This window comes from Lysinibacillus louembei (genome assembly GCF_033880585.1).
Taxonomy (GTDB): Bacteria; Bacillota; Bacilli; order Bacillales_A; family Planococcaceae; genus Metasolibacillus; species Metasolibacillus louembei.
The window spans coordinates 1,732,356-1,754,284 of sequence record NZ_CP137624.1 but is presented as its reverse complement, the minus strand read 5'-3'; the positions used below and the strand labels follow the sequence as shown (position 1 = coordinate 1,754,284).

At 36.8% G+C, this 21,929-nt stretch carries 17 protein-coding genes; 6 read left to right on the top strand and 11 right to left on the bottom strand.

Annotation, left to right across the window (positions count from 1 at the left end; all coding sequences use genetic code 11):
* Positions 1 to 2: 2 nt before the first annotated feature.
* From R6U77_RS08670 to R6U77_RS08655, 4 genes are all read right to left on the bottom strand, one after another.
* Positions 3 to 1,232 carry an aminopeptidase gene (locus R6U77_RS08670; RefSeq protein WP_319838173.1) on the bottom strand — a complete coding sequence of 410 codons (1,230 nt, stop codon included), beginning with the start codon at positions 1,230 to 1,232 and terminating at the stop codon, positions 3 to 5.
* Positions 1,233 to 1,246: 14 nt separating this feature from the next.
* Positions 1,247 to 2,422, bottom strand: a complete 1,176-nt coding sequence (locus R6U77_RS08665) for a DEAD/DEAH box helicase (RefSeq protein ID WP_319838172.1) — start codon at positions 2,420 to 2,422, stop codon at positions 1,247 to 1,249.
* A gap of 138 nt (positions 2,423 to 2,560) precedes the next feature.
* Positions 2,561 to 3,259 carry a cysteate racemase gene (gene cuyB / locus R6U77_RS08660; RefSeq protein ID WP_319838171.1) on the bottom strand — a complete coding sequence of 233 codons (699 nt, stop codon included), beginning with the start codon at positions 3,257 to 3,259 and terminating at the stop codon, positions 2,561 to 2,563.
* Positions 3,260 to 4,480 (bottom strand): carboxylate--amine ligase, encoded by a 1,221-nt coding sequence (locus tag R6U77_RS08655; RefSeq protein ID WP_319838170.1) that lies wholly within the window; start codon positions 4,478 to 4,480, stop codon positions 3,260 to 3,262. It abuts the gene before it with no gap.
* Positions 4,481 to 4,617: 137 nt separating this feature from the next.
* Between R6U77_RS08655 and R6U77_RS08650 the strand changes: the two genes are divergently transcribed.
* Positions 4,618 to 4,962, top strand: a complete 345-nt coding sequence (locus R6U77_RS08650) for a hypothetical protein (protein WP_293923763.1) — start codon at positions 4,618 to 4,620, stop codon at positions 4,960 to 4,962.
* Between the two features lie 45 nt (positions 4,963 to 5,007).
* On the opposite strand, the gene R6U77_RS08645 is transcribed toward R6U77_RS08650, so the two are convergent.
* Positions 5,008 to 6,156 carry a response regulator gene (locus R6U77_RS08645; RefSeq protein WP_319838169.1) on the bottom strand — a complete coding sequence of 383 codons (1,149 nt, stop codon included), beginning with the start codon at positions 6,154 to 6,156 and terminating at the stop codon, positions 5,008 to 5,010.
* Positions 6,157 to 6,422: 266 nt separating this feature from the next.
* Between R6U77_RS08645 and R6U77_RS08640 the strand changes: the two genes are divergently transcribed.
* Positions 6,423 to 9,479, top strand: coding sequence for an ATP-binding protein (locus R6U77_RS08640; protein WP_319838168.1), 3,057 nt, complete (start codon positions 6,423 to 6,425; stop codon positions 9,477 to 9,479).
* Between the two features lie 56 nt (positions 9,480 to 9,535).
* Here the strand turns inward: R6U77_RS08640 and R6U77_RS08635 are convergent, their stop codons facing one another.
* Positions 9,536 to 10,678 (bottom strand): response regulator, encoded by a 1,143-nt coding sequence (locus tag R6U77_RS08635; protein WP_319838167.1) that lies wholly within the window; start codon positions 10,676 to 10,678, stop codon positions 9,536 to 9,538.
* Between the two features lie 212 nt (positions 10,679 to 10,890).
* Here R6U77_RS08635 and R6U77_RS08630 point away from each other — a divergent pair, with 212 nt between their 5' ends.
* Together R6U77_RS08630 and R6U77_RS08625 are read left to right on the top strand one after the other, a co-directional pair.
* Positions 10,891 to 13,956, top strand: a complete 3,066-nt coding sequence (locus tag R6U77_RS08630) for a hybrid sensor histidine kinase/response regulator (RefSeq protein WP_319838166.1) — start codon at positions 10,891 to 10,893, stop codon at positions 13,954 to 13,956.
* A 20-nt stretch (positions 13,957 to 13,976) separates the two neighbouring features.
* Complete coding sequence (locus R6U77_RS08625) at positions 13,977 to 14,585, top strand: metallophosphoesterase family protein (RefSeq protein ID WP_319838165.1); 609 nt, start codon at positions 13,977 to 13,979, stop codon at positions 14,583 to 14,585.
* 273 nt (positions 14,586 to 14,858) lie between these two features.
* Here R6U77_RS08625 and R6U77_RS08620 read toward each other — a convergent pair whose 3' ends face one another.
* Positions 14,859 to 15,731, bottom strand: coding sequence for a radical SAM/SPASM domain-containing protein (locus R6U77_RS08620; protein WP_293923775.1), 873 nt, complete (start codon positions 15,729 to 15,731; stop codon positions 14,859 to 14,861).
* Positions 15,732 to 15,861: 130 nt separating this feature from the next.
* On the opposite strand from R6U77_RS08620, the gene R6U77_RS08615 reads away from it, so the two are divergent.
* Positions 15,862 to 17,517 (top strand): ribonuclease J, encoded by a 1,656-nt coding sequence (locus R6U77_RS08615; protein ID WP_319838164.1) that lies wholly within the window; start codon positions 15,862 to 15,864, stop codon positions 17,515 to 17,517.
* Positions 17,518 to 17,667: 150 nt separating this feature from the next.
* Here the strand turns inward: R6U77_RS08615 and R6U77_RS08610 are convergent, their stop codons facing one another.
* From R6U77_RS08610 to yhbH, 3 genes are all read right to left on the bottom strand, one after another.
* Positions 17,668 to 17,970, bottom strand: a complete 303-nt coding sequence (locus R6U77_RS08610; RefSeq protein ID WP_293923941.1) for a YunC family protein — start codon at positions 17,968 to 17,970, stop codon at positions 17,668 to 17,670.
* 90 nt (positions 17,971 to 18,060) lie between these two features.
* The gene (locus tag R6U77_RS08605; protein WP_293923779.1) at positions 18,061 to 19,413 is read right to left on the bottom strand and encodes a SpoVR family protein; all 1,353 of its coding nucleotides are present in this window, start codon (positions 19,411 to 19,413) and stop codon (positions 18,061 to 18,063) included.
* A complete protein-coding gene (gene yhbH, locus R6U77_RS08600; protein ID WP_293923782.1) occupies positions 19,413 to 20,561 on the bottom strand; it encodes a sporulation protein YhbH in 1,149 nt (382 codons plus the stop codon). Before yhbH ends, R6U77_RS08605 begins: the two co-directional genes overlap by 1 nt.
* A 126-nt stretch (positions 20,562 to 20,687) precedes the next feature.
* Between yhbH and R6U77_RS08595 the strand changes: the two genes are divergently transcribed.
* Positions 20,688 to 21,524 (top strand): alpha/beta fold hydrolase, encoded by an 837-nt coding sequence (locus tag R6U77_RS08595; protein ID WP_319838163.1) that lies wholly within the window; start codon positions 20,688 to 20,690, stop codon positions 21,522 to 21,524.
* A gap of 65 nt (positions 21,525 to 21,589) precedes the next feature.
* Here R6U77_RS08595 and R6U77_RS08590 read toward each other — a convergent pair whose 3' ends face one another.
* A complete protein-coding gene (locus R6U77_RS08590; RefSeq protein ID WP_293923785.1) occupies positions 21,590 to 21,844 on the bottom strand; it encodes a hypothetical protein in 255 nt (84 codons plus the stop codon).
* Between the last annotated feature and the right edge of the window lie 85 nt (positions 21,845 to 21,929).

The window sequence follows — 21,929 nt, the reverse complement described above, 5'->3', positions numbered from 1 at the left end:
CGCTAAAACGCCCAGCTTCCTTGACGGAAAATCGGCTCAACAGTGCCATCTGCTAGCTCACCATCAATATCCATCACACCACTGCCAATCATAAAATCCTCATGCGTAATTGATGTATTAATGCCTAACGCTTCAAGCTGACCTTCCTCAAGCTCACGCCCACCTTCATAGCACGTTGGATACGCTTCACCAATTGCTAAATGGTTCGATGCATTTTCATCAAACAATGTGTTGTAATATAAAATATTAGATGCTGAAATAGGTGATTCATGTGGCACTAAAGCAACCTCACCTAAATAGGCTGATCCTTCATCTGCACTAATTAGCTCCTGTAACAGATCATTGCCTACTTCTGCCTGTGCCTTGATGATTTTTCCCGCTTCAAATGTCAGCATAAATTGATCAATAATATTGCCTTTATAAACAAGCGGCTTCGTGTTTGATACAGTACCGTTTACACCATATTTCGCTGGCAAAGTGTATACTTCTTCTGTTGGCATATTTGCAATAAAAATTGTGCCCTGTGGCGTTTTGCTGCTACCACATTGCCAAATATGCTTATCTGGCAGCTCAATTGTTAAATCTGTACCTGGCGCTTTATAGTGGAGCTTTTTATATTTTTTATTATTTAACTGTGCCGCTCTTGCTTCCAAGCTTGCTACATGGTTTTGCCATTTATCTACAGCATTCCCTTTTCCAATATGCACTGTGGCAAAAATCGCTTCCCATAATGCATTGACCTGCTCATTTGCTGGTAAGCTTGGGAATACTTTTGCCGCCCATTTCACAGATGGCACCGCAATAATTGACCATGCGATATCATCGTTCATTACTGCTTTACGATAATTCACGAGCGCTGTGCCCGATGCTTTTTGCTGTGCAGCTAGCTTTGTCACATCAATACCTGCTAATAAATCTGGGTCCTCTGCATCAATCCACAATAATGCACCTTGGCGTGCAATCAATTCTTCACGCTGCGCCACAATCCATTTTGGGAACTTCTCAATCTCCTCAGTTGTTGCATGCTCAAAAAATGCGCGCTCAAATGTTGCATCTGTTAAATTCACATGCACACGCCCTGCACCAGCCTCATATGCTTTTTGTACAACTAAGCGAGTAAAATCAAGCGTATCTGTTGAGGTATTAATTAATAAATATTGTCTTTGCTGAATGTTGACACCCACACGCACAGCAAGCTCTGCGAATTCCGCTAATTTCTCCTCAAATGTCATCATATATACCCCTTTTATTTATTAGATTTTTTTCCTTTTTTAGTGCTTGGAGTAGGTGTAGCGATTGTTTTCGCATTCCCTTCAATAAGCTCTGCTTTATGCCATATTTTTTGCACGGCCTTCAAGTCTAATTCACGCAGCCATTTTTTATACGTTTTTTCATCTCGGTAGGATAAAAGTGTTAGCACTTCCCCATCTGCCCCAGCACGTCCTGTACGCCCTGAGCGATGTGTATATTGCTCTATTGTCCGCGGCACATCTACATGGATAACATGTGTTAAACCTGTAATATCCAATCCTCGTGCTGCGATATCTGTTGCAATTAAAATGCGCGCATCACCTTTACGGAATGCCTCAAGCGTTTTTTGGCGCTCTTCCTTCTTCATATCGGAATGCAGTGCAACAATTGGTGCATCTTTATAGGCTAATTTATTTTGCTTCATCAACACTTGGTCAATATTATTAACAAATGCTAATGCTCGTACACCTGAAATATTCGCTAAACGACGCAATAAATCCGTTTTATCACGCTCATCAACCTTGACATAAGAGTGAACAATTTTACCTACCTTTACCATATCCTCAGGCTTAATTTTAATATGTATCGGCTCAAACATTAATCGCTCCGCTACAATTTCAATTTCCTCTGTAATCGTCGCTGATACGACAACGACTTGACGTCCATATGCTGCACCATCGATAAACGATTTAACAACAACGCGGTATTCACGGCTTAATAGCTGGTCACATTCATCAAGTACGATTGTTTCTATTTCCTTTAATTTTAGCTTTCCTGAACGTGCTAGCTCATTTAAACGACCTGGTGTGCCAACAACAATTGTTGGCTTCTTTTTCAGCTTTTCGATTTGACGAGCTGAATTAGCTCCACCAATTAATTGCTGTACTGTAATATCTGTTCCTACGATCCATTCACGAATTACATTAACGATTTGCATTGCCAACTCCTGTGACGGTGCAACAATCAATGCTTGTGTTTGCTTTTTACTACCACTCACTTTGTTTAAGATTGGCAGCACATAGGCTAATGTTTTCCCAGAGCCAGTAGGTGATTCTGCTACAATATCTTTACCATCTAACATTGCAGGAATCATTTCCTGTTGAATTTTCATTTCATGTGAAAATGTCCATTTTTTTTGTAACGCCTCATTCAATAATTGAATTGCCGACATGATTATACCCACCTTTATCCTACTTACTGTATTAGTTAGTGTATCATATTTCTTTGTGAAAAAGGGTTTAGTGAAAAGCCCCTTTTATATTGAAGTAAGGCTGTTTGAAAAGATAGTTCCTTTCAAACAGCCCCTTCTTTAAAGCACTACTTCATAGCCACATGCAATAATTGCTGCATCTGCCAACACGAGTAATGAGTCGATGTAACGTTGTCCTAAATGTAGCTCTTTATTAATGATAGATAGCTCCGTACAGCCTAAAACAATGAGATCACACTGCTGTCGCAACATCTCCTCTTCAATGGGCTGCCATAGCTCCTTACTTACAGGTTGTCCTGCTTTTACGTAATCATAAATAGCAGACATCACTTGCTGTTGAACTTCCTCGTTCGGTAAAATTGGCTGAATATCCACCTCAAGCAATGCTTGCTGATATACTTCAGCCGCAAGTGTACCATCTGTTGCTAAAATACCGACACGCTTTGCCCCTAGCTCCTGTGCATGTTTTGCTGTTTCTCGAATCATATGCAAGATTGGGACTGGGCAAGCCTCCTGCATTTTGTCATAAAATGTATGTGCTGTATTGCAAGGAATACAAATAATATCCGCCCCATACGCAGCCAGCTTCTGTGCATCATGCTGTAACACTGGAATTGGGTTCGGCTTTGCTGGATCTAAAATATAGGCAGTACGATCAGGTATTGCCGTATCATTATCAATGATTATATGGACATGCTCCTGATCCTTGCTTGCCTTCGTACGGCGCACAATCATTTCACCAATAAACATCGTTGCAAGTGGACCAACACCACCAATAATTCCTAACGTCTTTTTCATTTACTCACTCAAACCTTTATTGTTAAAGTATTTCTTATATTTGCGATAATAATTCAAGCTATTAAGTGTTAGCTTTATCCAACGCTTGGCATTCATATCTTTATCATAAAATAATGAATTTGTGAACTTCCCTTGGCGAATTAAGCTTTTTGCTTCCATTTTCATCTTTTCATTTGAAGCATATTTAAATAGGACACCTTTGGGAATAATCATCCATAAATGAGCGTTATCTGCATATGTTAGCTGTTGTTTAATATTTAGCATATGATCATCAGCAACATATTTCATTAAATTGTAGCCTGCTGCTGTTACGTAGTAGCTTGAGCGTCCGTTGCGTAAGTTGATTTCAAATAGCTTATATTGCCCATCACGTGTGTCATACTTCATATCGAAATTGGCAAAGCCTGTATAGCCAATGTCCTCTAAAAAGGCGCGTACTTGATCCATCAGCTCTTTATCAAAGGTCGTAATAATTGCCGCATAGCTGCCAATTCCTTCTGGTGAATGCTCTTCTAATATAGGATTTCCTAAGCACATTAGCTTTACTTTGCCGTCTTTTCCGACATATGCATTTAACACGCGCATATATGAATCATCGCCTGGAATAAACTCTTGAACAATTAACGTATCCTGATAGCTCGATTGGTAAATCGCCTTTAAAATAGCAGTTTTTTCTGCCTCATCATGCGCTACAAACACTTTCTTTTTCCCTGGGAATGAGCATGCCCAATATGCCACTGAGTTGGAAGCTTTAATGATAATTGGATAGCTGAATGGCGGTTCGAAGTGTTCATAGTTTTCTACTGTCACCGTTGTTGTCCCTGGGTATTTAAAGCCATATTTATCACACATTTTATAGAAGTTTTCCTTCAATAAAATTTGATCCATTAGCTCCTCATCAATGTATGGCACTGTGAAATATTGTTGTAAGGCTTGTTTATTTTTAATAATTAATTTTGCATAGTCGTCACCACATGCCAATAATAAAAGCCTTTTGCCTTCATATTGCTGTGCGACTTTTTCTAATGCAGGTAAAAAAACCTCATCTTCGTTTAAGCGGTCAATTGCTTGAAATGTTAAAATATTGCTATCTTGCGTAGCTGTTAAATGGGAACGTCCTAAAACAAGTGGACGAATACCGTATGCCTCAAAAAAAGAACGGGCCATGCCGTAAGCGTTCATATCTGATCCTAATAATATTGGTAAAAATGGTTGTTCCATTGATTTTTTCAACTCACTTTAAATTTATAGTATGGACTTTAGTTTATCATATTTTAGCGATTCATTATGTAAAAAACTGCGCACAAATAGACAAAAACAAGCTATTATAGTTATATCAAAAAAAGCTAGGTGATACGATGGGACAATCTACCGAACTGTTACAAGCGCTCGAATTAGAAATTAAGCAAACATTAAACTTACTTATTCAACTAGCTATTGAGGAAAAGCATGCTGAGATGAATACCGCTTTCGCAAAATTGCTTGCCAAAGTACAGGCAGGAGGTTTAATTGATTATCAGCTCAACGTACTTGTAGAGCCACAAACCTGCAATATAGAAACATCTCTTTTACTGCAAAGCTTGCAGGAGGCAAAATCAAAGCCACGTAAAAAGCATAAGCTACTCACACATCGCATGATTTTAAAAATATGGCTACGAAAAAATCCACTTTTTAGAAAAGAATTTTTACCACAAATGTTTTAACGTGCGTGTTAAAAATGAGAGCATCTAATTCAGACGCTCTCATTTTTATTTTTTAGGCTCATATTGTTTCACTTCCCATTGTTTGTACCAGTTTGTTATTTCTTTATCTGGCTCTGCTGCGAGCTGCTCCTCTAGCATTTGCTTTAGCAGCATGTACTGACGCTCAACAGATTTTGGAGCATCAATTGCATCATATAGCTTCATTAACATAAAATAATATGATTCGTCATCGGGATTCAAATTTTGTAGTTTTTTAACAACAGTAATTGCTGACTCATACTTCCCCTCATCTGTATAAAACCTACTTAACTGTAATGTGTGCTCAATCCACAGTTGTTTTAAGTGCTCCCGTTCACTTTCTATCCAAATATAATCACAATCATTTAATAAATGCTCTTTATACCCATTTACTACTTGTTCATGCTGATTACATGTGTCACTTGAAAGAATAGGCAGTGCTTTAAGCTGTTTCAACCATTCATTGATGTCAATGAATACATTGCCGAGCTGCAATTGATAACCTGCATCAAATGTTGGGCTGGAAATATAAATATCGAGCAAATTATATTTTTTTAATGTTTGACGAATTGTAGATATAGTTGTATACAGCTGATTAACTGCTTTATTCATATCAATCCCTTCCCAGAACATTTCAAGCAATGTGTCTCTCAAAATTGTTTTTTGCTGGTTTAATAGCATATAAATAAAAACTTCCTTTGCTTTCGCTGTACGCCATTTCATAGGCTGCACTTGCCCGTTTGCCAATACTACCTTCAAGCCTCCAAAAAGCTGTAGCAATGTACTATTGTTTTTAGAAACCCTTCTATTACTATAGATTAATTGCAATCTAGCCATTGTTTTATGTAATCGCTCTTTACGAATAGGCTTTAGCATATAGTCAATCGCATGTACATTAAAGGCATCAATTGCATAACGGTCATATGCTGTAATAAAAACAATCTCAACCTCTGGCTTAATAGCCTGTATTTTTTCTGCAAGCTCTAAACCATTCAAAGCAGGCATTTTAATATCTAAAAATACAATATCTGGCTGTAACTCTGCTATATTGCTTAGCGCTTCTAACGGATTCGTAAATTCACCAACAATGTATAATGGCTGTATTTCACACTTTACTAATAAACTTTTTAAACGCTTAATAGATAAAGCTTCATCATCTACAAGTATTACTCTCAAGAAACACCCTCCTACTCTAATAAACCCGCCATTTCAGTATGTAACAAATATAATAAATAACAAATTATACCACGATAAAAACACTATCAAAAAAGAACATAAATATAATCAAACTCCAAAAGGAATAATTAGGTATTTTCTTTAAAATATTATTCACTTGGTTAAGTTTAATTTTTAATGTAACATATTATATATATCGAACGTATAGTCATTATTTTATTAGTAAATTGAAGTATTTCAAGAAAGAAAAATGGAGTTAATTTTTAATGATAACTAGCAAACAAAAAATCAACCAATTTATTCAATTAATGACAATAATTTTAATTTTTTTCTCGTTACTATTTTTCTTACGCTTCAACTCGCTACATTATTTTTCTGTTTCCACAGAAGCCAGCATAAAAAAAGGGGTACTAGATTTTGAACAAATTCATAGAGTACAAAGCTTTCAAATGCATTTAGATGGGGAATGGCTTTTGTATCCTAACACTTTGCTTATTGCAAGGGACATAAGGGAGCACAGTATACCTGTTTATACCAATATCCCTGAAACGTGGGACCCATATATAAAGCCTGAACAAGATTATGCCCCCCACGGCTCATACTATTTGAAAATCATTAATGTACCTGACGTAAAGGTTGTTTATAGCCTAACAATTCCTGCTAGTCTTTCGCCATATATGCTTTATGTTAATAATCAATATACTAACCATTATGGTAAACCGACGTTAAATCCAAGAACGCCTTCTGATGACCCTAGGCCTATTACTTATCATTTTTCATTACAGCCTGGAGACAATGAAATTATTATTACTGGCTTTAACATGAACCAATACATGCCGGGCGGTTTAACAACATCGCTTACTTTTGGTGATTCACATTCATTAGAAAAAGCAAAGTGGCATGCTATTATCGCACAAATAATTATTTGTGCATTTATTATCTTTTATTTTTCAAGTGCGATTTTACTAATTATTATTGGAATTAAAAGAAGTACAGTGGCCTATTTTTTACTAGCAGTCCTATCTATATTTATTACAATTGTTCTTTCAAATGATAAGCTATTACTTTGGTATGTCAAAATAGACTGGCTGTCAGCGGCGAAAATATTGCACTTCTCTTATGTCATGGCGCTATTTTGGTTTATTTTATTTTTCAATGAGCTAATGAAGAAATACATTCATTCGAAAATATTAAACGTGATTGCTATTATTTGTTTAGCTTATTTATTATTATGTGCAATGCTACCTGTTAGCTTTATTTATTATACGAAAGTTATGCTCTCTGCATTTTTTATTGTTGTTTTAATGATAATGGCTATTATGATTTATAAAATCGCTTTCCGTAAATATAAAGGATATATGATGCTACTTTTAGCTGTTGCAGCTCTAATGAATCATTGTGTATTTTTCATTAGTCATTATTTCACGAAGAAGCTTGATTTTTTCTATCCGTTCGATTTATTCATTGCCATGACAGCATTATTAGCCTTTTTATTTATAGATTATTTTTATAAATCATCGAAATCAGAGCAATTGGCTATGCAGCTTCAACAAGAACTGTATCGTAAGGATGACTTTCTTGCGAGCACATCAAATGAGCTACGCGCACCTTTACAGCATATGCTAAGTATTACACAGTCTTTATTGGCAAAAAAAGAACAGCAGGACTTGAGATTATTAGTAACAATCGGACAGCATATGTCTCTAATGCTCGATAATTTACTAGATTTGATTTATTTAAAAGAGCAATCAATTAAGCTGCAATTTAAGCCTGTCAATGTAAATTATATCGCTACAAGTGTTTGCGATATGTTAAACCATACCATTAACAATAAACCCATTGACTTCATGATTGATTTACCAGAAAATTTACCACCTGTGCTTGTTGATGAGAATCGGCTTATACAAGTTTTTATTAACTTAATTCATAATGCCATTAAATTTACAGAGGAAGGCTCTATTACACTGCAAGCAAAAGTAATAGGCAATCAGTTATATATATCGATCACAGATACAGGTATTGGAATTGAGAAAAATAAACAAGCTCTCATTTTTGAGCCGTATGAGCAACTTAATAATGAAGCACAGCTTGGTCTTGGGCTTGGCTTAAGTATCAGTAAAGAAATTATTGAATTACATGGTGGTGCCATTCAAGTTACATCAACTGTTGGTGAAGGCTCTACATTTACATTTTCTTTGCCGATTGCTAAAGGACTAACAGCTTCACAAAATAAGCCAATAATAGAGCAGAGTCAGGCACTCTCGAAATATATCTTTTTACAAAATGATTTGTCTGAAATAGAGAAGGAGCTAGCCGTTTCCACTAGCGAGCAGCTATCGATTGTTCATCAAGCGCAAATTTTGCTTGTCGATGCAGATCCTTTAAGCTTACAAGTATTATTAAAGGCATTAACAACCGATTTTTATAAAATTGAAACAGCTACAAATGGCGTAGATGCACTTGCTAAAATTCAAAGGAAAAGCTTTGATTTAGTTATATCAGATACGGCCTTGCCACAAATGTCAGGCTATGAATTAGCAAAGCAAATTCGTCAACGCTTTTCAATTTCTGAGCTACCTATTTTGTTTTTAACGATGCGTCAACAAAGTGAGGATATTCGATTAGCATTTTTAAATGGTGCTAATGACTATGTGAGAAAGCCAATTGAATATATTGAATTGAAGTCTCGTGTTGATGCATTAATTCAAGTAAAGCAATCAAGCGAAGAGCGCTTGCGCTTTGAGGCTGCATGGCTGCAAGCTCAAATTCAGCCACACTTTTTCTTTAACACATTAAACGCCATTATTTCATTGTATGGTGTGGATAACGAAAAAATGGAAGAACTATTATTCGCTTTCAATGACTATTTACAAATGAGCTTTAATTTTGAAAATGTGGACTTGCTTGTGCCTCTTGATTATGAGCTACAGCTTGTGCGTTCTTATATGGCTATTGAACAAATTCGCTTTGAGGAGCGCATTCAAATAATATGGGACATTCCGAATGATATTGCCTTTTCTGTCCCTCCACTTGCATTGCAAACACTTGTTGAAAATGCAGTGCGTCACGGTATACTAAATCGCCCTGAAGGTGGAACAGTGACATTACGAATTACAGAGCGAGAGGCTTGTTATGTAGTAGAAATTATTGATGATGGCATTGGCTTTAATCCGGAGCTGCTTGATAGAAAAGAAAGCGTCGGGCTTTTTAATACAGAGCAGCGTTTAAAGCAATTATTCGGCACAACGCTAACAATTGATAGCATTATCGGTAAAGGAACTACCGTTTCCTTTTCAATACCAAAAAAATCGAATTTCTACTGAATTAATAAAAAAACGCAAGAAACCCATTTATGAGCTTCTTGCGTTTTTTAATTAAACTATTTTCTTTTTTGCTTGCTTCGCCATTGCCTATACCAGCTCGTTACTTCCTCGCTAAGGTCTACTGCTAATTGCTCCTCTAATACTTGCTTTAACAAGGTATATTGCTCTTCAACTGCTTCAGGATTATCTAATATATCGTATAGTTTCATTAGTGTAAAATATTGCAACTCTTCATCTGCATCTAAAGATTGTAATTTTTTTTCTACTTGTATCGCTTTCTCATACATTTGTTCATTTATATAAAATTTACTAAGCTGTAATGCATGCTGACGCCACATTCGCTTCAAGCGCTCTCGCTCACTTTCAGCCCAAATATAATCACAATCCTTTAGAAAATGATTTTGATACGCATTAAATACTTGATCATGTTCTTCGTATGTATCAACTGTTAAATTAGGTAACGCGTTAAGCTGCTTTGTCCATTCATCTACATCAACGAGCACGTTGCCAAGTTGCAATTGATAGCCTGAATCAAGCTGTAGACTAGCAATTTGCACGTCATGTAAATTATATTGCTTTAACGTTTTTCTAATTGTATAAATTGTTGTATATAGTTGCTTAACTGATTTTTCGATATCTACTTCAGACCAAAATAATTCTAGTAGCGCATCCTTCGATATGGATTTTTCATTTCGAGATAATAAGTATGAAAATATTTCCTTTGCTTTTGCCGTCCGCCATTTCATAGACTGTACTTGACCATCTGCTGTTACTACTCTAAGTTCACCAAAAAGCTTAAGACAAGTACTATTATACTTTTGAGCTGGTTTATCATTGAGCATTAATTGAAGCCTTGTAAGCGTTTTATGTAAGCGATCTTTTTGAACAGGCTTTAACATATAATCAATTGCATGAATATTAAATGCATCAATTGCATAACGGTCAAACCCTGTAATAAATACAACTTCAACAGAGGGTTGTATTTCTTGTACTTTCTCTGCAAGCTCCAAGCCATTCAATTCTGGCATTTCAATATCTGAAAATATGGCATCAGGACGTAGGCTTTTTATATTTTCATATGCCTCTATTGGGTCATTATACTCTCCGACAATTTCTATTTTTTGTAATTCATTTTCTAATAACAAGGTTTTTAAGCGAGCCATCGGCAATACCTCATCATCTATAAGTACTACTCTCAAAAAGTGTCCTCCTCTCTAAAAATTTCACTATAGTTAGAGTGATGTAGAAATTACCATTTATGTTGAATTAATAAATTTAATTTTAAATTTCTACAAAGTTATTACTATTTAAACTATTGGTTAACTTACACATTTAGTGTAACATACTTATATATCGTACTTAATGGCGAAACATTTAATGAACGACTAAAGAAAATGGGGCTCAATTTATTATGATAAAAAAGCATAGTCATTACCATAAATTAAAAGTTATTGTAATTATTTTATTATTTTTTTTATTACTTTTTTTCATGCGTTATAATTGGGTCAACCATTTGTCCTTTTCAAACGAAGTCAAAATCCAGCATGGAATTATGGATTTTGCACAAATTGACAATAGCAACCGCTTTAAAACAATTCTCGACGGGGAGTGGGAATTTTTCCCCAACACTATACTTATTTCTAGAAATAATAAAAATACCACTACCCCCATCTACGCCAACTTACCTGAGGCATGGGACACGTATATACAACGCAAACCTGGCTCAGTGCCACATGGCTCATACTATTTAAAGATTATTAATGCGCCTGATTCTAATAGGCTTTACGGTTTGACGATACCTGCTAGCCTGTCACCTTATAGTCTCAAAGTAAATAATGAATACGTTGGTGAATATGGTAATAATACAACTGTCCCAAGAAAGCCTAGCGTAGATGCTAGACCTATTACATATTATTTTCCTCTGCAACCTGGGGACAATGAAATTATTATTTCTGGCTTTCATACGAATGAACATGTCGCTGGCGGTTTAACAAAGTCACTCATTTTTGGTGATTTACATTCGATGGAAGGCTTAAAATGGTTTTCTGCTGTTACCCAAATCATTGTATGTGCCATTTTTCTCTTTTATTTAATTTATACGATTTTACTTTTTATTGTTGGCATAAGAGAAAAGTCATTATTGTACTTTGCCATACTCATTTTTTCAACATTTATTACAGTTATTGTGTCGAGTAATAAAATTCTTTTATGGTATGTACCTATCAACTGGGTATGGTCAACAAAGCTATTTTTCTTTTCATATATTATGACAATGCTATGGTTTATTTTATTTTTAAATGAATTAATAAAAAATTATGTGAATACAAAATTGCTTAACATTCTTATAGCCTTTTGTTGTACGTATTTATTATTTATTGTTATCGCACCAATTGATTACGTGTATTCTACACAAATCGTTTTCTATATATTATTTTTTGTTTCACCTATTATTCTAGCCATTGTTATTTATAAAGTAGCAATCTCTAGACAGAGAGGTGCTGTTATCCTGCTTTTAATGGCTACTGCCATTAGTAATAATTCATTATTTATAATGATTAATCGCTCTTTAACAACACCTTATAGTCACTATCCTTTTGACTTACTTATAGCCATTATTGCTTTATCTGGCTTTTGGTTTATGCGTTATTTTCATATATCCGTCAAGTCAAAGCAGCTTTCCATTAAGCTACAACAGGAACTGTATAGAAAGGATGAATTTCTTTCCAACACATCTTATGAGTTACGTACACCACTCCAGCATATGCTAAGCATTGCACAATCGCTATTAGCGAAAAAAGAACAGCATGATTTAAGACTGTTAGTGACAATCGGCCATCATATGTCCTTTATGCTTGATGGCTTGTTAGATTTAATTCATCTAAAAGAAAGAACGATAAACTTGCAAATCAAGCCGATTAATGTACAGCATATTGCCACAAGTGTTGGTGATATGTTTCAGCTCACAATTAAAGGCAAACCAATAAATTTAATTGTTGATATACCAGCAGATTTGCCACCTGTGCTTGTTGATGAAAATCGACTTATTCAAGTTTTCATTAATCTAATTCATAATGCCATTAAGTTTACAGATAGAGGCTCTATCACAGTTCATGCTAAAGTAAAAAACAATCAGCTTTATATTTCAATTACAGATACAGGAATGGGCATTGAAAAGAGTAAGCAAGAGATTATTTTCGAACCGTATGAACAAGTGGATGCTCATATTAAGTCCTCTCGCCATATCGGCTTAGGGCTTGGGCTTAGCATTTGTAAGGAAATTATTGAGATGCATGACGGCTCAATTACTGTAGACTCAACGATTGGTCAAGGAACTACCTTTACATTTTCACTACCAATTGCAAAAGGCTTAATTGTTGAACAAAGTGAGCCACCTACGAGCAGCATGTTATCAAAGTATATCCTTTTACAGGATGATCTATCGGCTATAGAGCAAGAGCTAGCTGTATCTGTAAATCAGCATACAGACTCAGCTAACGTAGCACGTATTTTAATCGTTGATTCAGATCCTTTAAGCTTACAAGTGCTATTAAAGGTACTATCAACAGAAGCTTATAAAATCGACACAGCTTTAAATGGGATAGAGGCTTTTGAGAAAATTTATAAGCACAGCTATGATTTAGTTATCTCTGATATTATGCTACCAAATATGTCAGGCTATGAATTAGCGAAGCAAATTCGAGAGCAATATTCTATTTCAGAGCTTCCAATTTTATTTTTAACAGCACGTCAACAAAGTGAGGATATTCGCCTTGCCTTCTTAAACGGGGCTAATGATTATGTAAGAAAACCGATTGAATATATGGAGCTGAAATCACGTGTCGATGCATTGATTCAAGTGAAGCAATCCAGTGAGGAGCGCTTGCGCTTTGAGGCTGCATGGCTACAAGCACAGATCCAGCCACACTTCTTCTTTAACACACTAAATGCGATTATTTCCTTGCACGGTGTCGATGATGAGAAAATGAAAGATTTGCTACTCGCATTTGGAAACTATTTACAAATGAGCTTTGACTTCCAAAATGTAGATTTAGTCGTACCGCTCGATTATGAGCTAAAGCTCGTACGCTCTTATTTGGATATCGAGCAGATTCGTTTCGGCGATAAAATTCAAATTGTTTGGGATATACCTGAAGGCTTATTATTAAATGTACCACCCTTATCTATTCAAACATTAGTAGAAAACGCCATACGCCACGGTATTTTACCACAGCGTGGAGGTGGCACAATTACGATTCGTATCACAGAATCAAACGAGGAATATAAGATACTTATTATCGATAATGGCATTGGTTTTGATACGACACGTCCCCGCAAGCAAACAAGCGTTGGACTCATCAATACCGAGCAACGCCTCAAGCAGCTTTTTGGCACAGAGCTTGCTGTAGAAAGTGCCATTGGAGAAGGGACGACAATTGCTTTTACAATTCCGAAATCCCATATTTCCAAACTCAGTTGATGAAATATTGAGGTGATTTTATGCAATACGTAATTTTTGGAGATTTACATTCACATAAAAAGCATACTAAACGGGTGCTTTCGCATATACAGGAGGTTGCGCCTAATGCCTCCTTATTTGCTTTAGGTGATTTATATGAGTGTAAAATTGGCAAGCGCAAGGCGATGACTGCACGCAATATTCCGTTAGAGCAAGCAGTAAAGACGAAGGAAAAATTTGAGGAACTGTTAACCTTCCCTTCTGTTATCGGCAATCAGGAGGAGCGCATTGCACTTGTCACAGGGGACGAGCGCTTTTTACAATATGAAGAGAAGCTTTATATTGACAATGCGCTGCTTATCCATGGACATCAATTTGAGTGGAATGAGCAGTTTGAGCCAACATTCCCTGATTTTCATACACCGTTAGTCTTTTTTGGTCATAGCCACCGCGCAGCGATTTATGTGAATGGGGTACGCACAGCAATTTCCTATAGTGAGCCGCTATTTGTTGGAGATAGACCATATGTCATTAATGTGGGATCTGTAGTCGACACATTAGATTGGTGCTTGTATGATAGCGACGCTATGACAGTGATGTTTATGCGAGCTGAAAGTGAAGCTACTAATCAGATTTTTAAAGACAGTTAATATTAGAACTAAACTTAATGAAGTTAGAAAGAATTAATGAATATTTTAGAAATACTTTTTGAAAAGATAAGTAAAAACCCTAAAACATATAGAATTCATGAAGATTTTATAGAAAATATTTTACCTATCTAACTTGATAGTATTTCAAAGAAAATAATAATATTTCTGTACTAAAAAAGCCGATTTACACCAAATTCCTTGGTATAAATCGGCTTTTTTTCGCTTTATTTTATATACTTCTTCTTTTCATTATTAAAGAACTAAATAACACAATCAGCCAAATTTTTGACGATAACCGCATTTTCTACATAATTCCTCGACTGCCTCACGACGTGAAAAGCCTTCGACAAGGCGATTTGCCCGCTCACCTTCTACAATATCGCTAAATGATGTTTCATGTACATTTCCTAAATTAATAACCCCTTCACCATCTAAGCAGCAAGGTACAACCGTCCCATCAACTAAAATAGCCGCATGGCTACGCAAGGCATGACAAAAGCCTTTGCTGCTATCCTCTGGCTCTAAAAGGCTTGGCCATCTAAATTCATGGTCTTGATTTAAGTAAATATTGCGACCAATTTTTATTCCTTTGCCAGGCTCTACACGTTCTTCAATTAAATAATCTAAATTGTATTCTTGCTCAAGCATTTCAAGCGTCTCACGATTTCTTCGAGCAACAACATCCGATACTTCATTTTTTTGTAAATTCCATAATCGATAGGAAATAAGTACATTATGCTGCTGTACTTCACGTACAAAGTGTAAAATATCTCCTAAGTATTTCTCACGGTTTTCAGAGCCCTCATGTCCATCAAAGCTATGTAGTGAAAAGTTTATTTGACGCAATGCAGGCTTCCCTAATAGCTTATGAAAATTTTTCTTAATGAGTGTGCCGTTCGTTGTAATATTTACTTTAAAGCCCTTTTCATGTGCAGCATCAAGCAATTGATCAATACGTGGGTGTAGCAACGGCTCTCCTTTGACATGCAAATAAATATATTTTGTATGTGGTCTAATTTCATCTAAAATTTTATTAAATTGCTCCACCTTGATTAAACCTTTTGCACGTGCTGTTGGCGGACAAAAGCTACACGCTAAATTACAAACGCTCGTTATTTCGATATATACCTTTTTAAATGTTTTCACAGTTCATTCACCATTCCATAATTTTTCATCATATTCTATCTTATCAAATTTTTATTTCTTTGCATGTAAAATACTTTACTCTGTAGCATAATTCCTTCGAATGTTAGCCATATTTAAAAGTAAGAGGAGGATGATTATGACTGAAAATACGCTCGCTATCTACGCTTTAGGTGGTATGAATGAAATTGGGAAAAATATGTACGTTATTGAATGTGAGGAAGATATTTTTATTATTGATTGCGGTGCAAAATTCGCCAATAACAATTTATTAGGTGTTGATTTAATTGTACCTGATATTACTTATTTACAACAGCATCAAGATCGCATTCGTGCGCTGATTGTGACACATGGGCACGAGGATCATATTGGTGGTATTCCCTATGTTTTGCAACGGTTGAATATGCCGATTTATGCGAGTCATTTTACACTCGGATTAATTGAATTGAAGCTGAAGGAGCATAAGCTATTGCGCGATACGCAGCTCATTGAAATTGATGAAAATTCTAGCCTACAATTTGCAACAACGTCCATCAGCTTTTTCAAAATCAATCATAGTATACCTGATTGCTTAGGCATTGTTTTTCATACAGCTCAAGGCAATATCGTGCATACAGGTGATTTTAAATTTGACTTTACTCCTGTCAATGATAAGGCTTCTGATATTCATAAAATGGCAGCGCTTGGAGAACAAGGTGTGCTTGCGCTTATTTCTGAAAGCACTAACGCAGAGCGCCCCGGTATGACACCATCTGAGCAGCTAGTTGGTGATAATTTAAAAAGTGCCTTTGCGAAAGCAACAAATAAAATTTTCATTACAACATTTGCCTCCAATGTGAATCGGATTCAGCAAATTGTTGAAGCAACAATTGAAACAAATCGCAGGCTCGTTTTGCTTGGTCGCAGCATGGTTAATGTTGTATCTGTTGCGATTGAACGAGGTTATTTACGTGTTCCTCATCGCTTACTAATTGATGCACGTGAAGCGCAGCAGCTTGCACCTGAGCAAGTGGTTGTTTTATGTACTGGTAGCCAAGGGGAGCCGCTTGCTGCACTTGCTCGTTTGGCGAGCGGTCGACAACGTGATTTGCAGGTTTATCCTGAAGATACAGTTATTTTTGCTACTTCCCCTATCCCAGGAAATGAAAAAAATGTTTCAAAAGTAATTGATGACTTATTTTATTTAGGGGCAAATGTTGTATATGGTTCAGCAGGTATGCACGTTTCTGGACATGGCTATCAGGAGGATTTAAAGCTAATGCTAACATTGATGAAGCCAAAGTATTTGATTCCAATACATGGGGAGTATCGCATGCTTTACAAGCACCGACAGCTTGCAAAATCTGTGGGTGTTGAAGGTAATAATATTTATATTTTAAAAAACGGTGAGGTTGTCGATTTTGTTCACTCTGTAGCACAGCAAACGCGCACTGTACAGGCGGGCGAAACCTATGTTGACAGAGTAGGAACTGGGGAAGTAGAAAACATCGTCCTGCGGGACCGCCAGCAGCTAGCAGAGGATGGCATGCTTGTGATTGTGTTAACTATTAATCAAGAAAACGGACAACCTCTCGCTCCACCAGATACGATTTCTAGAGGCTTCGTCTATGCCAAAAATGCGGAAGGGCTATTGCTCGAAATTAACGACCTCGTTATCTCCTCTATCCAGCCTTTTCAAGATGCAAATATTCGCGCTATGCAGCATGCGATCAAAAAGGCTGTTGGGCAATATATTTTCACAGCCACACGTAAAAAGCCGATGATTTTGCCAATTATTATTGCAGTGTGATACTTTAATTAGCTGGGCGAACCTTGTCTTGACTTGGACGGCTCGCCCTGTAGTTTTATTGGCGCTTTTGGTGATTCTATTAGCGCTTTTTCGTGTTTTATTGGCGATTTTAGTAATTTTATTGGCGCTTGCTTATAGTTACATCACGATTTAAATCATCTTCAATAAAGCCTCTTCCCCCGTCATACCAGGTAAAATCCCTTGTCTGCCTGCCTCATATGTGACGGATTCAAGCGGAGCCTTTAACAATTGATCAATCGTTTTGACACCGACTGCACGCCCAGCAATAATTTTGCGCTCAGCTAAACGATCATTTAATAAAGCAATGTCCAAAGCACCACACATAATATAACCGCGATCATTTGATATCGTTAACAAAGTTGTGTTTGGCAAATACACCGTGACTGCTGTAAACGAATGTCCTTTAATATGCAAAGCTTCTATTGCAACGATATGCATCTCTCCTCTCTTGTTGTATACATATGGCAACAAGAGAAAAGATGTGCCTTCGAAATTGTGTGAGAATTGTGTGTGTGCCTGGCACTATTTTCTACACGAAAATACAACAACCTCATTATCAACATGTGTCTCTAAATGGACAGGACGTCCCCATAGCTTGTAAATATAGCCGAGCACTGCCTCCAAATATTGCTGATCTAGCTCCATTCCTTCATAGCAATGCTTTAAATAGAGCTCGCCATTGCGTTTAAAATCACCATCAACGACAACAATATATGGGAAGCCTCCATTGACACGCATTGAAACTAATTGATCACGAATTGCTTCATGTTCCTTATCTGTAATGCGGTATTCATCACCTGTTTTTGCAAATACATATAAATCCTCTCGCTGGGCGAGCTCCTTTGTTAAGTAATTGCGAATAAAGGATGTATCTGATTCAATTTCACGCACTTCAAATATTTTTTCTCTTCCTGAGTTTGGTTTGATGCCACGCTTTTGCATGTCCTCTGTCGGCTCATTATAGCATCGCTCAATATCCTCGAAAATTTTCAAGCCAAGATAATATGGATTGATTGATGTTTTAGAAGGCTGAACAACGCCTGCATTTAATTTGGCATAATCAATCGTTTCAGCTGTCGTTAAATTAAGCTCACGCATAATACGTTGATGCCAATAGGATGCCCAGCCTTCATTCATAATTTTTGTTTCAAGCTGCGGCCAAAAATACAGCATTTCCTCACGCATCATCGTTAAAATATCACGCTGCCAATCCTCTAGCTCACGGCTATGCTGCTCAATAAAAATGAGCAAATCCTTTTCTGGCTCTGCTGGGAAGGTTTTCTTTTTCTCTATTAGCTTTTTACGTGGCTCATCGATATGCCATAAATCATCATATGGCGTTGTACGAGCTTCCAACGGCTCCTCTTCTTCCACTATTTGTGGACGAATGATAGCAGGGTCAATATGCTCTTGAATTGCTAGCACCGCATCTAAAAATTGCTCGACTGCATCCTTGCCATATAATATCTCATATTTTGCGATCCGTTCAGCGGTTGCTGTCATACTTTCCACCATATCACGCCTCGTATTGGAGAAGCGGATATTGTTTTTAAAGAAATCGCAATGCGCTAAGACATGCGCAATGATTAATTTATTTTGCGTTAACGTATTCGTATCAAGTAAAAATGCATAGCATGGGTTTGAATTGATAACAAGCTCATAAATTTGACTTAAGCCTAAATCGTACTGGAGCTTCATGCGATGAAATTGCTTGCCGAAGCTCCAATGCGCAAAGCGTGTAGGCATCCCATATGCGCCAAATGTATAAATAATTTCAGCAGGACAAATTTCATAGCGCATCGGGAAAAAATCTAAGCCAAAGCCTGTAGCAATTTCCGTAATTTCATCAATTGCTTTTTGCAGCGCTTTTTCCATTACTGCACTCCTTCTTTTTTAAAAATGCTTTTTAGCGCATCATAGACATCTACTTTGCGCTTAATAATGTAATGACGAAACTTCGGATTGTCAATTTTGCTATATGCCGACATAAGCGCAGACGTTCTACTATAAGCATTGACTTCGCCATAGCCGAACATGCTAGATACTTCCATCAATTGTTCAATTAATTGGAGGCAACGCTCATTATCTGATGACAAATTTTCTCCATCTGAGAAATGGACAGGATAAATATTGTAGCGGGCTGGGGAATATTTTTCGTTTATTAGTTGCAACGCCTTTGCGTAAGCAGAGGAGCAAATCGTCCCACCGCTCTCACCCTTTGTAAAAAACGCCTCCTCTGTTACAACCTTTGCTTCTGTATGATGTGCGATAAATTCAATATCAACAGCGCTATATTTCGTGCGTAAAAAACGTGCCATCCAAAAGAAAAAGTTACGTGCACAGGTCTTTTCGAAAATGCCCATTGAGCCACTCGTATCCATCATTGCAAGTACAACTGCACGCGATTCAGGCTTTACAACCTCATCCCATGTTTTAAAGCGCAAATCGTCCTGATGAATTGGATTAATAGTTGCCTCACCCTTGATGGCATTGCGCTTAATTGCTGTTAAAATTGTACGCTTTTTATCGATATTACCCATTAAACCTTTTTTGCGAATATCGTTAAATTCAATTTTATTTGTTGCAATATTGGCCACTTCTTTTTGCTGTAAGTTTGGCAATGCAAGCTGTTGGAACAAGATTTCTTCCACATCCTCCAGCCGTACTTCTGCCTCATAATAATCCTTCCCTGCTTCCTTACCAGCTTCTCTTCCTTGCCCTTGCTGCGGCTTGCCATCTCGTGCAACAACATCACCTACTTGACTATCGCCCTGCCCTTGCCCGACATGCTTTGACTTATCTGTGTTGTAACGAATTTTATATTCATCTAAAGAACGAATCGGGATTTTAATAACCTCTCGACCATTTGATAAAATAATGCTTTCCTCACTAATTAACTCTGGTAAATTATTTTTAATCGCCTCATCAATTTTTTGACGATGGCGCTCTTGGTCCTGATATCCTTTACGATGGAGGGACCAATTTTCCTTTGAGATAATGAACTGTTGCTGTTTGTCACTCATTTTATCCACACCCATCTGCAAATTCGCTTTTTTTATCTTATGCACATCTAGCAAAATCTTGAACTTCACTCGCTAAATAATTTCGGTATAATGAAAATAAACAATATTCAGAAAGAGGGTTTAGAGATGTGGGAGCAACATTTAGTTGAAACAGCACGCGGGATTTTTGAAGTATTTAAAAAAGGAAATGGTCAGCCTGTCTGTATTACACATTTATATAGCGAATTTAATGAGAATGGCAATTTATTTGCAAATACATTTACAGCACATGCAACTGTATATTTAGTAAATTTGCGAGGCTGTGGCAATTCAACAGATGACCTTTCTACATTCAATTACAGTATGGCGCATACGGTCGCTGATTTAGAGGCAATTCGCCAAGCGCTTGGTTTTGAAAAATGGATATTTGCAGGGCATTCAACAGGCGGTATGCTGGCACTAAAATACGCTATTATGCATCCACATAGCCTTATACATATCGTTGCTGGAGGGTTGTGCGCTTCCTCAGAGTATATGCACCACCCAGATAGCATTTATTGCATAGATAACCCGAATAATCGGCGCATTAAAGAAATTTTAACAATGCTAGGTAATCCTCAATCATCTCTTGAAGAAAGACGTGCTGGTAGTAAAGAATGGTCGCTGATGTCCTTATATCATGAAACATCTTATGACAAGATGATTAGTCGCCCTAATAGTGGAAAAACAGTATCAAAACGGCTTGATTATTTTTCCTATGAAGAGCTACCTACATATGATTTGCGCCCCGAATTGCCTCATGTCACAACAACTGCTTATATATACTGCGGCCTTCATGATGCACAATGCCCACATAAATTTTCTGCTGAAGCAGCTGAGCTTATGTCAAACGCCACATTGAAAACTTTTGATGAGAGCAATCATTTCCCTAACATTGAGGAAGAAGAGGCTTTTTATCAATTTATAGCTGATACATTTAATTAAAAAAGCGGTGTGCAGAAATTCGCTTCCACACACCGCTCTTCACAAAGTTTATTCTCCGTTCTCCGTTAAATCAGCTGCTTCACAAACCAATCAATCATTCGTCCATATACAAACCATAGGAAAAAGTGGACAAGAAAGCCTGGAAATAAAAGTTGGTATTGATCACTATCATATCCAATATCACCCATCATTCGCAAACTGCGTTGCAGCAAAGGGTCTGTCAATAAAATATCTTTGATTGGATTGACAGTTAATTCAAAAACATAGTTAAGACAAGCTAATAATGGTAGCCAAAAAGCAAAGCGTTTCAACTGCGACAACTTGTCCACCTCCAATAGGATACTATTTCCATCATAACATGCAAAATATAAAAAGCAGGAAAAGGCCATGTAAAAAGATAATATC